The organism is Pseudomonas sp. C2.3V, from assembly GCF_058536325.1.
The window spans coordinates 2471799-2484167 of record NZ_JBZUBN010000001.1 but is presented as its reverse complement, the minus strand read 5'-3'; the positions used below and the strand labels follow the sequence as shown (position 1 = coordinate 2484167).

The window sequence follows — 12369 nt, the reverse complement described above, 5'->3', positions numbered from 1 at the left end:
AATCGGCACGTGCAAAAAATCAGTTCAGAGATTTCTAAACTATCGGATAGGCTGAAAAAAATAAGACAACGGATCCTGTCCATGGCCAATGCGCTGCACGATATTCGTCTACTCAGAATTTTCGCGACTGTTGTCCAGAGCCAGGGCTTTGCGGCGGCACAGCGTGAACTGAATCTGTCAACGTCAGCCATCAGCACCTATATGAGCCAGTTGGAAAGCCAATTGGGCATCACCTTGTGTCATCGTGGGCGCGGCGGGTTTGGGCTGACCAGCAAGGGTGAGATGTTTTATCAGGAGACGTTGAGAATCCTGGGAGAGATCGAAGGCTTTGAGCGATATGCAGCCGCGCTCAAGGGCGAGCTGAGCGGTACGCTCAAGCTGGGGATGCTGGACTCGTTAGCCAATGAGCCTGCCTTGTCATTGGCGGATGTTATCGGTGCTTATACTGGCGAATACCCCTCAGTCCACATTCATCTGACGGTCATGAGTCCTTATGACCTTCAACTGGCCATTCTTGAAAACCGTTTGGACTTAGCCATCGGTGCGTTTTCTGCGCGAATGAATGGGGTAACGTACCAGCCACTTTATCGCGAACAACATTGGTTGTATTGCAGCGACCGCCATCCTTTATTCAAGGAAAGACATATTCCCGAAGAACTTATTACTCAACAAAGAATGGTCCGAAGAGGCTATTGGAGTCAGGCCGAACTGGCTCGGCATGGGTTCAAGGAAAGTGCGGCAACAGTTGAAAGTATGGAGGCTCAGTTAATATTAATTCTTTCAGGAGCTTATATAGGTTATCTACCTGAGCATTATGTTCATGCGTGGGTTAATCAAGGGCGATTACGTGCTTTACAGCCAGCAATGTTTGGCTATCAAGCGCCATTTTCGCTCATATTTCGCCGAGGCCGTAATCGCGAAAGTCTAATACAGACTTTTCAAAGAATTCTTAAAGCTCATATGCGGCGTGCCGATAAGTAATCGACGTTAAAAAATGATGACAACTAACATGAATGCTATTTGCCATCATTTAAGTGAACGTCCGATTATTTGGAAATCAAGAAGGCTTCTCCGCCATGCGCAAAAACCTGCCAGTGACACAACAGGCTCGTACATTCAGGGAAAGTGAGCGTCTTATCTCAACGACGAATCTCAAGGGACAAATTACTTATTGCAATGACGCTTTCGTCACAATAAGTGGTTTTACACGAGAAGAGCTTATTGGCAGTCCACATAATCTGGTTCGTCATCCAGATATGCCTGAGGGTGTATTCGGCCATATGTGGGATACCCTAAAACAGGGCAAAGCCTGGATGGGTATCGTCAAAAACCGCTGCAAGAACGGCGACTATTATTGGGTAAACGCATACGTCACACCTATCTGGGAAAATGGCCAGATGGTGGGCTATGAGTCCGTACGTGTGCTGCCCACCGCTGATCAGATCCGACGGGCCGATGTCATGTATACACGGCTGCGCGAAGGCAAGCGTGCAGTACCAGTGACAGAAGCCATCAAGCATTCTGTCCAAATTGCATGGCCTACGCTTTTCAGCGGTGCGGTTATCTTTGGCGGTCATTTCTATTTCAACGACCTTGCCCAGGCGGGTGTGATTGTTGCCAGTGCACTAGGCATTACCTTCTGGCAGTTCAAGCGTCAGCGCTGGACCATTGAAAAGATCTTCGAGGCCAATCCGAAGATGTTTACCAGCGCCATCGTTGCGCCTACGTATAGTAACCAGTTTGGCGCGGCAGGCCAGATGGATCTCGCCTTGCAAAGCCAGGAGTCACGTTTGCAAACGGCACTGACTCGCCTGGTGGATACAGGCAACAACGTGCAGAGCAAGGCGGCAGAGTCGTTACGTCTTGCGCGGGCTCAAGCCGAGTTGCTTGATCGTCAGCGCTATGAGACCGACCAGTCAGCCACCGCAATCAACGAAATGTCTGCCACCATTCAGGAGGTTTCGCAAAACGTTAACCAGACGGCTCAGGCTGCTGGCGAGGCGGAGTCGCTGGCCCTGCATGGTCGTGACGTGGCGGATGAGAGTTTAGCCTCCATGAGGCAGCTGGCTGGCGCCGTGAGTGAAATTGGACAGGCAGTGGGTGAGCTTGCCGATTCCACCCAGTCGATCGGCAGTGTTGCCGATGTGATTACTTCGATTGCCGAGCAGACCAATCTACTGGCGCTTAATGCTGCGATTGAAGCGGCGAGAGCAGGTGAGGCTGGTCGCGGATTTGCCGTGGTCGCAGACGAGGTGCGCTCGCTGGCTTCACGTACGCGTGATTCTACCCAGCAGATTCACCAGATCATCGAGAACCTGCGTTCAGGCGCGCAGCGCGCCGTTGCTACAGCAGCCAAGGGCGAAGAGGCCTCACGGCAGAGTGAAGAACACACGGCAGCTGTACGCGAGGCACTGGAGGGTATCAGCCAGGCGGTCATGCGAATCACGGCCATGAGCCAGCAGATGGCTACGGCGGTAGAAGAGCAGAGCCATGTGGCAGAGGACATCAATCAGCAGATCACCCGCATTGCCGAGTTATCCGATCACAGCACTCAACAGTCACAGCAAGGTGCTGTGCTCAGTGGTGAGCTTGAGCAGATGGCAGTCTATCTGCGTGATCTGGCAGAGCGCTTTAATCGCTAGGCAACGCTTGAGGTAGACTGATGGCTGTTACCTGCTATTGGTCTACCTAGAGGTTATATGTCACGCCCACGTTGTGCTGCATGCCAGCGTCCTGAAAGCCATTGCTTGTGCGCGCTTGTTCCCAGGCTTTCCAGTGCGGCTCGCCTGTTGATCCTGCAGTACCCTGACGAAACCCAGCATGCGCTGAACACGGCGCGCCTGGCCGCACTAGGTTTGGTAAACAGCGAGTTGCTTGTTGGTGAGCAGTTCGAAGGGCTCGAAGCCCGTTGGGAAGGGTATACGCCCTGGTTGTTGTTTCCTGACGAGCAGGCTGAAAGCCTTGAGCATATAAAGGCCAAAGCTGAGCATTCTGGCAAGACTATGCTTGTCATACCTGACGGCACATGGCGAAAGGCACGCAAGCTGCTGTACCTTAATCCGTGCGTGGCAGCGTTACCACGAGTCAGCTTGCCGACCGGTCTTTCGTCGCGTTATCGCCTTCGAAAAGCTCCTGCCGCTGGGGCTGTCTCGACCATCGAAGCGATTGTCACAGCCTTGAACATATTAGAGACGCCCAAGCGTTTCGATGCGCTGCTTGCGCCTTTCGAGAGGTTAATCGAGCGCCAGATCGAGGCAATGGGTGAAGAGGTATTTGCAAAAAACCACGCGCTGAAAAGACATCATCATTAGGCTGTCATGAGCCCGACATACCGTTTAGGCATGCTCTTTTTAAGGAAGCTCTGAAGCGTTCAAAGCGTGCGGGCTCTTTAAACAGTCAAAAGCGACCACTTACCGGAAATTATGAATTTCTTGGCCGTATTAGGCTCTATCCATTACAGCCCGGATGAATCCGGTAAGACCGGTCGAGTAGGAGAGCAAGCCATGACCTTGAGTATCCAAGTCGTACGACAGGTGGAAGAGGACGAAACCATTCTGGCCTTCATTCCAGTATGGATGGGTGGAGACCAGCCTATTGAGCCTGGTGTTCCGACTGAGCCTATTTCTCCGCCATCGCAACCCATTGAGCCTGGCGAGCCCACCGTACCTGATCCCATTCCACCGGCACCTGTAGCCGATGCCCGCAGCATGATGATGTGAAAGGCAAGTCGTGACGAAAAGCGGAGCTTAGGCTCCGCTTTTTATTAGATTCCAGCAGGCACTCTGATCATGCTCAGAAAGCGCTGCCCTTCAAGCACATGCACGGCCTCAAGCTCCCGCCCCTTTTGCCAGCAGGGTGAAAGCGTCTTGGCGAGACGTAACCGGGCATAGCCGGATGGATCCCATTCGACCAGCTCGGCATCCTGGAAATAAAAGCGAACGCCAGTCAGCGGATAAAGCGCCTTGAAGAGGCTCTCCTTGAGCGAAAAGACTGCAGTGACATAAAAGGCGGTTTCAGCATCAGGGCTTTCATGTTCACGGGGCGTCAGCACTTCACTGGCCAGCCTCGCTGCACGTCCTGGAGCCAGCAGCGTCTCGGCGTCCAGTCCGATACTTTGCCAGTGCCTGGTTGCCGCAGTTGCTGCTCCTGCCCAGCCGTGACTGTGAGTAATGGAGCCGCAGAAGCCTCTCGGCCACATAGGTGCATGATCTTTCCCTACGTGTGGCGTTTGCACGGCTCCTGTTGTTTCAGCTAACGATGCTCGTGCGCACAATCGTCCAGCCAGAAATTCGGTCTGCCGCTTCGGCACGGCCTTTAGCAGTGACGGGGGCAGCGCCATGTCAAGGCAGTCGAAATCCGCGGCGGTTAACAGGGTAGGGATAAAGCGCGTGGAGTATAGAGCCACGCCCAGTCGCTCAACTGGAAACGGCCAGTACAAGGTTGGAAGAATATCGCCAGGATAGAGAGTAGTCATGAAAGCATTCTGCCGCGCTGTATCTCATCCGCCAAGCGACGCTACAGTCAGTCATTGGCATCAGACAGGTGTTGCATGATCAGCTTTTTATCGGCAATGCCAACCTCTGCTGCGGCGGTTTTCCCCCAAATACCTCAGGGGGAAAACCGCCACCTTGGGCGAATATCCGCCTCTTGAACCTCTTTATTCATGCTTCTCAGTAGCTAACGCTATGAAAAATATGGAGTTTTGTCTTTTGTGTTGGGGTGGCACATGGCTTGCATTGTATATGGCAAGATCAAGGCATGGCCTTAATCCACAACAAAAGCTCCCTGGATGAGGGGCAGAACGCGATTGGCTTGACGTATCGCAAGGATGTGAGCGTAAGCACCATGGAATCACTCCCATGACAGCTAAAATTGAAGCAACCGCAGTGCCTCTTGCTGCAAAACCCCCGTTGTATAAGTCCTTGTATGTTCAGGTTCTGGTGGCTATTGCCATCGGTATCTTGATTGGTCACTTCTACCCGGATACCGGTGCTGCCCTGAAGCCGCTAGGTGATGGTTTCGTCAAGCTGATCAAGATGGTGATCGCGCCGATCATCTTCTGTACCGTTGTAACAGGGATTGCCGGCATGCAGAGCATGAAGGCCGTCGGCAAGACCGGCGGTTATGCGCTGCTGTATTTTGAAATCGTGTCGACCATTGCCCTGATCATTGGTCTGATTGTTGTAAACGTTGTCCAGCCGGGCGCTGGCATGAACGTTGACCCTGCCACTCTGGATACCAAGGGTATCGCTGCTTACGCGGCTGCTGGTGAAAAGCAGAGCACCATTGAGTTCCTGATGAACATCATCCCGTCGACGGTGGTTAATGCGTTCGCCCAGGGTGAAATTCTTCAGGTGCTGTTCTTTGCTGTCTTGTTCGGCTATGCCCTGCATCGTTTGGGCGAGAAGGGCGAGCTGATCTTCAACTTCATCGATCGCATCTCTCACGTATTCTTCAATATCATCAATGTCATCATGAAGCTGGCTCCAATCGGTGCCTTTGGTGCCATGGCCTTCACGATTGGCAAATACGGTGTGGGGTCGCTGGTTCAGCTCGGCCAGTTGATGCTGTGCTTCTACATAACCTGCGTGTTGTTCGTGCTTATCGTGCTAGGCGCCATTTGCCGTGCCCATGGTTTCAGCATTCTCAAGTTCATCAAGTACATCCGTGAAGAACTGCTGATCGTGCTGGGTACGTCTTCCTCCGAGTCTGCACTGCCACGCATGTTGACCAAGATGGAAAAACTGGGCGCTCAGAAGTCAGTGGTTGGCCTGGTAATTCCCACCGGTTACTCGTTCAACCTGGACGGCACATCCATCTACCTGACCATGGCGGCTGTGTTTATTGCTCAGGCAACTAACACCCATATGGATATCACGCATCAGATCACGCTGTTGCTCGTGCTGCTGATCTCCTCCAAGGGTGCGGCAGGTGTAACGGGTAGTGGTTTCATCGTCCTGGCTGCAACCTTGTCCGCGGTAGGTCACTTGCCTGTTGCGGGTTTGGCCCTGATTCTAGGTATCGATCGCTTCATGTCCGAAGCTCGTGCACTGACCAACCTGGTAGGTAATGGTGTCGCCTCCATTGTGGTTGCCAAATGGTGTAACCAGCTGGATGAGGGCCAACTGCACCGTGAGCTGGCCAATGGCCCGACGCGTATAGAGGAAGAAGAAGCCCACAAGGTGGCTTGATCTCTCCCAATAAAAAGCTCCGCCTAGACGGGGCTTTTTATTGCTTGTTCGTCATTCATTGTCGAGCCGTGTTTGCCCTGTGTAAGTCAGCGGACTCTGACAGCGACGGCAGGAGTAGCGATACCCTTTCTTGACCAGTCCATGTCGGCGCGCGGTAAAGGAAAAAGGGCTTTCCGAACAGCCGCACCGATAGAGGTAGACCTTCCGTGCCGGACGCTCAATTGTATAGGTATGGCATCTGCTTGGTGGCAGACCGTATACCCCCTGCATGATGAGTTGCCACTCTTTGCCGTGCGGACTTATTCGACTGCCAAATAGTTGGTGAGCTACCAGATGGGCCACTTCGTGGGCAACGGTATGCTTTAAAAAATGCTCCTGATTCTGCCTGTAGAGCACCTCGTTAAAGCGCAGGCGGTTCTCCTGCAGATGGGCAACCCCGGCTTTCTGTCCTCGTAGGCGAAGGCTCACGTCGGGGCGAATAAACGGTTTTTTGAAAAATTGCTCGGCCAGCTGATAGCAGTCTTCGACACGAGCGAGTAAGGCTTGAGGCATTCGCTTTCTCCGTATCGAGCCTATTATGCGTCAAAGCGCATCGGCTGCCTAAGTGGGCCGCTTACCGGCAAGCAGCCCGGACAGCTAATTACTGATTGATGCTCTCATTACGCAAATGATGCCGCCTGAGTGCTTCCATTGCCCCATTCAGTGACTGCAGAGTTGCGGTACAGCCTCCACGATCCGGATGGTTACGGCTAACCAGCTGTCGGTACCGATGGCGAATGGCTGAGTATGAAGCAGACTCGTCCAGATCCAGCAATGCAAAGGCAGACTTGATGCCACCTTCATCATTCTGGCGAGTCCAGAAGCTCTCCAGCAGCGCCTCTATGTCTTCCAGCGTGGTCGTGTCGAGCTGTTCGAGATCCAGATAATAGCTGCGCAAAGGATCCGCTACGATCAGGCCGGGTTTTGCTCGGCGATAATCCTGTAGCTGAATGCGCAGGGCATGGATCTCAAGGTGCGCACTGGCATTGGCCCATAATCGATCGCGCAGGGTATACAAGGCATTGAACAAGACGAAGTGCGTGCGAAACAGTACCAGTTTATCCAACAGCGGCTCTTGAGGCACAAAAGGTGACCGGTCCGCCCTGAGGCGCTGGATCACATCGTATTCCGATAACCCTGCAGGGGCCGCCTTGAGCAATGCATGCAATTGATGAATGAGCGTTTCATTCGGGGCTGGTTGAAAAGCAGTCATAGCCCATACCGATAAGCGGGTTGTACAGAGCAGGGTAGGGGAAACCGTGCTTTACGCGTAAAATAGTCCTTTTCGTGCATTTCCTGATTTGGATTCATCCATGAGCACCCTTTCTGTCAATCAGAACAAGCTCCAGAAACGTTTGCGACGTCTGGCTGGCGAAGCCATCGCCGATTTCAACATGATCGAAGATGGCGACAAGGTCATGGTCTGCCTGTCTGGTGGTAAAGACAGCTATACCATGCTTGATGTGTTGCTGTACCTGCAAAAGGTCGCGCCTATCAAATTCGAGATCGTTGCGGTCAATATGGACCAGAAGCAACCAGGCTTTCCCGAGCACGTACTGCCGGCCTATCTCGAATCCATCGGTGTGGCTTACCACATTATCGAAAAGGACACCTATTCGATCGTCAAGGAAAAGATTCCCGAAGGCAAAACGACATGCTCGCTTTGCTCGCGTCTGCGCCGCGGAACGCTTTATACCTATGCCGACGAAATTGGAGCGACCAAGATGGCGCTTGGCCATCACAGGGACGACATAGTAGAGACCTTTTTCCTTAATTTGTTCCATGGCGGAACCCTCAAGGCAATGCCGCCTAAACTTTTGGCAGACGATGGACGCAATGTCGTAATCCGTCCGCTCGCGTATTGCAGCGAAAAGGACATCGAAGCCTACGCAGAGCTCAAGCAGTTCCCGATCATTCCATGCAACCTGTGCGGCTCCCAAGAAAACCTGCAGCGCAAGGTAGTCAAGGAGATGCTTCAGGAGTGGGATCGCAAGACCCCAGGGCGCACCGAAATTATGTTCAGGGCTCTGCAAAATGTAGTTCCTTCGCAGCTGGCCGACCGTAATTTGTTCGATTTTGTGAACCTGCGCATCGATGAGGACGCTACACCGCGTTTTCTGGATGTTATGAATCTCTGAGGTATTGTGTTCTCCAATGCGTGACTATGCCTGGCTCCATGAGTTTTGCCTGAACCGCTTCGGCTCTTCCAAAGCCCTTGAAGCGGTATTACCCCAGCCCGCATCAGCCGAAGCGCTCGCCCAAGTGACTGCTGACCGCTATTTGTCCTTGATGACGCGGCGAATATTTCGTGCGGGTCTCAAGCACAGCCTGGTAGACGCCAAGTGGCCTGCGTTCGAAGAGGTTTTCTTTGGCTTTGATCCAGAAAAGGTCGTCCTGATGGGCGGCGAATGGCTGGAGCGGCTCATGCAGGACACGCGTCTAATCCGGCATCTGGGGAAGCTGAAAAGCGTTCCCCGTAATGCGCAGTTCATCCTGGATATCCAACGGGAACAGGGTGACTTTGGCCAATTTCTGGCGAATTGGCCCTCAGAGGATATTGTGGGACTCTGGCAGCTTTTATCTCGGCGAGGTAGCCAGATGGGAGGGCTTTCGGCACCGCGTTTTTTGAGAATGGCGGGCAAGGACACTTTCGTTGCCACGCAGGACGTTGTGGCTGCGCTCAAGGCTCAAAACGTTATCGACAAGGAGCCGACCAGTCAGCGTGATCGGGCTGCCATGCAGGCCGCCTTCAATCAATGGCAGGCGGAAAGCAAGCGGCCGTTGTGTCAGCTTTCGGTCATGCTCGCGCATACGGTAAATCATTGATGGACACGATACGGCAGGTGGCCCAGGCGCTTGAAAGCGCTCAGCGGATTCTTGTGATAACAGGTGCTGGGCTTTCGGCAGACTCTGGTCTGCCTACCTATCGTGGTCTCAATGGGCTGTATAACGGAAAAACCGAAGAGGGTATTCCTATCGAGGCTGCGCTCTCCGGTACGATGTTTCGACACCGTCCGGATGTCTGCTGGAAGTATCTGGCGGAGTTGGGCAGGGCTTGTCTTAGCGCTCAACCCAATGCAGGTCACGAGGCCATAGCCGAGTTACAGCGGCGCAAGTCTGAGTGTTGGGTGCTGACCCAGAATATCGATGGTTTTCACCGGCGAGCCGGGTCGCCCATGGACAGAGTCATAGAGATCCATGGTGAGATGGGGCCACTGTTTTGCTCGGCCTGCGAGGCAGGCAATATCCCTGTTGCTGATAAAATTGGTCATTCCCTGCCGCCACGGTGTGACCGTTGCGGGGGTGTTTTACGACCGCCCGTCGTGCTGTTTGAGGAGGCCTTACCTGCCAGAGCGGTATCTACTCTGATGCAGCAGAATGCTACCGGTTATGACGTTGTGCTCCTCATAGGCACTACCGCCAGTTTCCCGTATGTCATCGAGCCAGCCTTGCAGACCCTCAACAACGGGGGTTTTGTTGCCGAGATCAATCCAACCATGACTGATTTGAGTGCATCGGTGACAGTCAGGCTCCAAAAAAGGGCCGTAGACGTTTTATCGATTATTTTAAGTCACATGTCCGATTAAAAAATTCTTGCCTGTTCGTTGGGTAAACGGCAAAGTGTCGCAACTTTTGAATTTCGACACGGTCGTGCCCATGCTACGGACTCGCTTAGCACCCCTCGTGCCCCTAAGTTTTATTGCTTTGTTGGCGGCTTGCGCCAACGCTCCACAACAACAAAAGCCTGAACAGGCACAGCTTTCAAAGCCGACCCGGGAACAATCGGCCGCTGTTGAAAGCAAGCAATCGGCTCAGCCAATTCATTGGCTTTCCAGCAAAGCTACCCGTGGGGGTGGTCATGCCTCCCGTCAGCCTTTGAGCTGGGAGCATGAGGTTGGCTCCACGCAGCCGATGCCGACTCTGGCCGATAGCATCCTGACCCGCGCCGAAGAGCTTGTCGGTACGCCTTATCGCACTGGCGGAAGCTCGCTCAAGGGTTTTGACTGCAGTGGCTTCGTCAATTATGTCTTCCGTGAGGAAGCCGGTATCCAGTTGCCACGCTCAACCCGCCAGATCATCAATCTTGATGTACCTGTTGTCAGCAAGAACGACCTGCAGCCAGGCGACATTCTGCTGTTCAATCACAACGGCCGCGGTCGTGTCAGTCATGCAGCCATTTACATGGGCGAGGGGAAGTTCATTCATTCCTCGAGCCATCGCAGTGGCGGTGTTCGTGTAGACAGTCTTGAAGACCATTACTGGAAGGTCAGCTTCCTCGAAGGAAAGCGCATATTGCGCTAACAAGGCTTTGATCGCGTAGCGCGTTCAACGCTGCGCGATCAAGGTGGAATGCAAGAGTGAATGGATTGTCCTATGCCTGCTTTGGCTCGTATCGCACTGACTGCTCTGACCATTCTGCTGGCCGCCTGTGCTGGCACTCCGCCGCCTTCTCCTCCTGCGCCAACGCCTGTTTCCAGGGTTCAGCTTGATACCCATTCACAGGCCGCCGATGACGTTCTGTTTCGCGCAATAGGGCTGGTTGGGACGCCTTACCGTTACGGAGGGAACACGCCCGACAGCGGTTTTGATTGCAGTGGCCTGATCAATTTCGTATACCGCGACGTCATGGGGATTCGCTTGCCGCGCTCCACGCGGGAAATGATCACTCTCAACGCGCCTTCTATCTCTCAATCGGCCTTGCAGCCCGGTGACCTGGTCTTCTTTGCAACGGCTGGAGGCAAGCAGGTCAGTCATGCGGGAATCTATGTGGGTGAAGGGCGCTTCGTACACGCGCCCAGTACTGGCGGAACGGTAAGACTAGACAGCCTTAGTACCCGTTACTGGCAGAAGTCCTATCTGGATGCCAAACGTGTACTGGTTACACCTAACCTGGCCAGCAGTGCCGCTGGCGGGCGCCTCTGATACCAGAGGCGCTTTGAACTCTAGGTGGATCGGTTGAATCTGATGGAAACACACATTTTCCTTCCCTTTCATGCCAGACGCGATTCGACTGCCGCCTCAGCCTGACGCCTGCGAACTTTGCGGACGAAAGGCTCCGCTCACTCGGCATCATCTGATTCCTAAGTCTCTGCATGACAAGCCCTACGTGCAAAAGCGCTTTGATCGTATAGAGCGTATTACGGCAACGCTGTGGGTATGTCGTCCATGCCATAACCACATTCATGCCACGTTTGACGAGAAAGCGTTAGCACTCACCTACAACAGCCGTGAGCGCCTCATGGAGGATGAGCGGATACGAGCATTCGTGGAGTGGCTGTCACGAAAGCCGGACGGCTTTGTACCCAAACGGTAACGCTTGGGCGGGTTAGCTAGAATAGTTTGTTTCCCTTCTTTTAATTGACGCTATAACCACGTCCAGCCAGACAGGCTGTCAATGCGCGACGATAATAATCCGTAGTTGCGCTTGGCGGTGCTGCCGTTGCGGTGGCTGGATCAAAGCCACTTTGAGTGACTGCCCAGCTATGGCATTCATATCGATCCCGAGCCTGCTGATCGGGCGTCTGGCCGCGAGCCGGGTAGGCGATGACGTCATAACTTTGTGTACTGACTGTTGTAGGAACAGGTGGTGTTACAACGATATAGCGCTGTTGATCGGCATTCCATACATAGTAAGTACCTGCAGCCAAAAAGTAGAGTGCACTGCCTATCCAGACCTCCCGCGCAAAGTCTGGTAGCCCGTGCCCATGTCGGGGGCCTGGGTTGAAGGCCGGACCGGCATTGTGTGGAGCACGCCAGTCTGACCCGGGACCAGGCCCGTGAAGCGGCTCTGCCGTAGCAAGACTGGCTATGCCTATAGCTGCGAGGCCAACAACTGTTTTGCTGAGAGAAAAAAGATGCATATGTGCTCCCATGTTGTATGCGCAATCATGGAAAGGCATCCTACCCAGTTGAACTGCAAGAAGTGTTTGGCTTGTGTAAGCAGTACGTAAATTTTGGGCAGGTGACAAGTCTGAGGTTTTGATAATGACCGCCAGGCTTGCTGAATCCGTTTTGGTCCATTTGGCTTGCACACACCGCTTGTGGCCTTTATCTTGGCGAGTCGAATCGCAGCTGTCGTCCCATTGCATCGGGGCAGGTGAAAAATAGAAGAATAGGACGATAGCCGATGGGGTTAGGC

At 53.5% G+C, this 12369-nt stretch carries 14 protein-coding genes and 2 pseudogenes; 12 read left to right on the top strand and 4 right to left on the bottom strand.

The window, feature by feature from the left end; translation table 11 throughout:
- The first annotated feature begins 81 nt into the window (after window positions 1–81).
- The 5 genes and pseudogenes from AC4LF3_RS11780 to AC4LF3_RS11760 all read left to right on the top strand — a co-directional run bounded on the left by AC4LF3_RS11780 (window position 82) and on the right by AC4LF3_RS11760 (window position 3719).
- Window positions 82–981, top strand: coding sequence for a LysR family transcriptional regulator (locus tag AC4LF3_RS11780; RefSeq protein ID WP_019365201.1), 900 nt, complete (start codon window positions 82–84; stop codon window positions 979–981).
- A 95-nt stretch (window positions 982–1076) separates the two neighbouring features.
- Window positions 1077–1358 (top strand): annotated as a pseudogene (locus AC4LF3_RS11775) (PAS domain-containing protein); the annotation flags it as partial.
- Between the two features lie 333 nt (window positions 1359–1691).
- Window positions 1692–2642 (top strand): annotated as a pseudogene (locus AC4LF3_RS11770) (methyl-accepting chemotaxis protein); the annotation flags it as partial.
- A 57-nt stretch (window positions 2643–2699) separates the two neighbouring features.
- Window positions 2700–3311 carry a tRNA-uridine aminocarboxypropyltransferase gene (locus AC4LF3_RS11765; RefSeq protein ID WP_491835357.1) on the top strand — a complete coding sequence of 204 codons (612 nt, stop codon included), beginning with the start codon at window positions 2700–2702 and terminating at the stop codon, window positions 3309–3311.
- Between the two features lie 111 nt (window positions 3312–3422).
- Entirely contained in the window at window positions 3423–3719 is a 297-nt protein-coding gene (locus tag AC4LF3_RS11760) for a hypothetical protein (protein ID WP_491835356.1), read from the top strand.
- 44 nt (window positions 3720–3763) lie between these two features.
- On the opposite strand, the gene AC4LF3_RS11755 is transcribed toward AC4LF3_RS11760, so the two are convergent.
- Window positions 3764–4474, bottom strand: a complete 711-nt coding sequence (locus AC4LF3_RS11755; protein WP_491835355.1) for a 4'-phosphopantetheinyl transferase family protein — start codon at window positions 4472–4474, stop codon at window positions 3764–3766.
- 385 nt (window positions 4475–4859) lie between these two features.
- Between AC4LF3_RS11755 and AC4LF3_RS11750 the strand changes: the two genes are divergently transcribed.
- Window positions 4860–6191, top strand: a complete 1332-nt coding sequence (locus AC4LF3_RS11750) for a dicarboxylate/amino acid:cation symporter (RefSeq protein WP_010794754.1) — start codon at window positions 4860–4862, stop codon at window positions 6189–6191.
- Between the two features lie 51 nt (window positions 6192–6242).
- Here the strand turns inward: AC4LF3_RS11750 and AC4LF3_RS11745 are convergent, their stop codons facing one another.
- Complete coding sequence (locus tag AC4LF3_RS11745; RefSeq protein ID WP_491835354.1) at window positions 6243–6743, bottom strand: SprT family zinc-dependent metalloprotease; 501 nt, start codon at window positions 6741–6743, stop codon at window positions 6243–6245.
- Between the two features lie 88 nt (window positions 6744–6831).
- Window positions 6832–7443 carry a DNA-J related domain-containing protein gene (locus AC4LF3_RS11740; RefSeq protein ID WP_491835353.1) on the bottom strand — a complete coding sequence of 204 codons (612 nt, stop codon included), beginning with the start codon at window positions 7441–7443 and terminating at the stop codon, window positions 6832–6834.
- Between the two features lie 100 nt (window positions 7444–7543).
- Here AC4LF3_RS11740 and ttcA point away from each other — a divergent pair, with 100 nt between their 5' ends.
- The 6 genes from ttcA to AC4LF3_RS11710 all read left to right on the top strand — a co-directional run bounded on the left by ttcA (window position 7544) and on the right by AC4LF3_RS11710 (window position 11544).
- The gene (gene ttcA / locus AC4LF3_RS11735) at window positions 7544–8368 is read left to right on the top strand and encodes a tRNA 2-thiocytidine(32) synthetase TtcA (protein ID WP_010794751.1); all 825 of its coding nucleotides are present in this window, start codon (window positions 7544–7546) and stop codon (window positions 8366–8368) included.
- A gap of 16 nt (window positions 8369–8384) precedes the next feature.
- Window positions 8385–9056: a DNA-3-methyladenine glycosylase I gene (locus AC4LF3_RS11730; protein ID WP_010794750.1), complete on the top strand. Its 672-nt coding sequence runs from the start codon at window positions 8385–8387 to the stop codon at window positions 9054–9056.
- Window positions 9056–9817 carry an NAD-dependent protein deacylase gene (locus tag AC4LF3_RS11725; RefSeq protein ID WP_010794749.1) on the top strand — a complete coding sequence of 254 codons (762 nt, stop codon included), beginning with the start codon at window positions 9056–9058 and terminating at the stop codon, window positions 9815–9817. Before AC4LF3_RS11730 ends, AC4LF3_RS11725 begins: the two co-directional genes overlap by 1 nt.
- 97 nt (window positions 9818–9914) lie before the next feature.
- Entirely contained in the window at window positions 9915–10532 is a 618-nt protein-coding gene (locus tag AC4LF3_RS11720; protein WP_371106361.1) for a C40 family peptidase, read from the top strand.
- A gap of 72 nt (window positions 10533–10604) precedes the next feature.
- Window positions 10605–11153 carry a C40 family peptidase gene (locus tag AC4LF3_RS11715; RefSeq protein ID WP_150347142.1) on the top strand — a complete coding sequence of 183 codons (549 nt, stop codon included), beginning with the start codon at window positions 10605–10607 and terminating at the stop codon, window positions 11151–11153.
- A 70-nt stretch (window positions 11154–11223) separates the two neighbouring features.
- Entirely contained in the window at window positions 11224–11544 is a 321-nt protein-coding gene (locus AC4LF3_RS11710; protein ID WP_019366965.1) for a hypothetical protein, read from the top strand.
- Window positions 11545–11584: 40 nt separating this feature from the next.
- Here the strand turns inward: AC4LF3_RS11710 and AC4LF3_RS11705 are convergent, their stop codons facing one another.
- Window positions 11585–12091, bottom strand: coding sequence for a hypothetical protein (locus tag AC4LF3_RS11705; RefSeq protein ID WP_100217777.1), 507 nt, complete (start codon window positions 12089–12091; stop codon window positions 11585–11587).
- Window positions 12092–12369 lie beyond the last annotated feature (278 nt).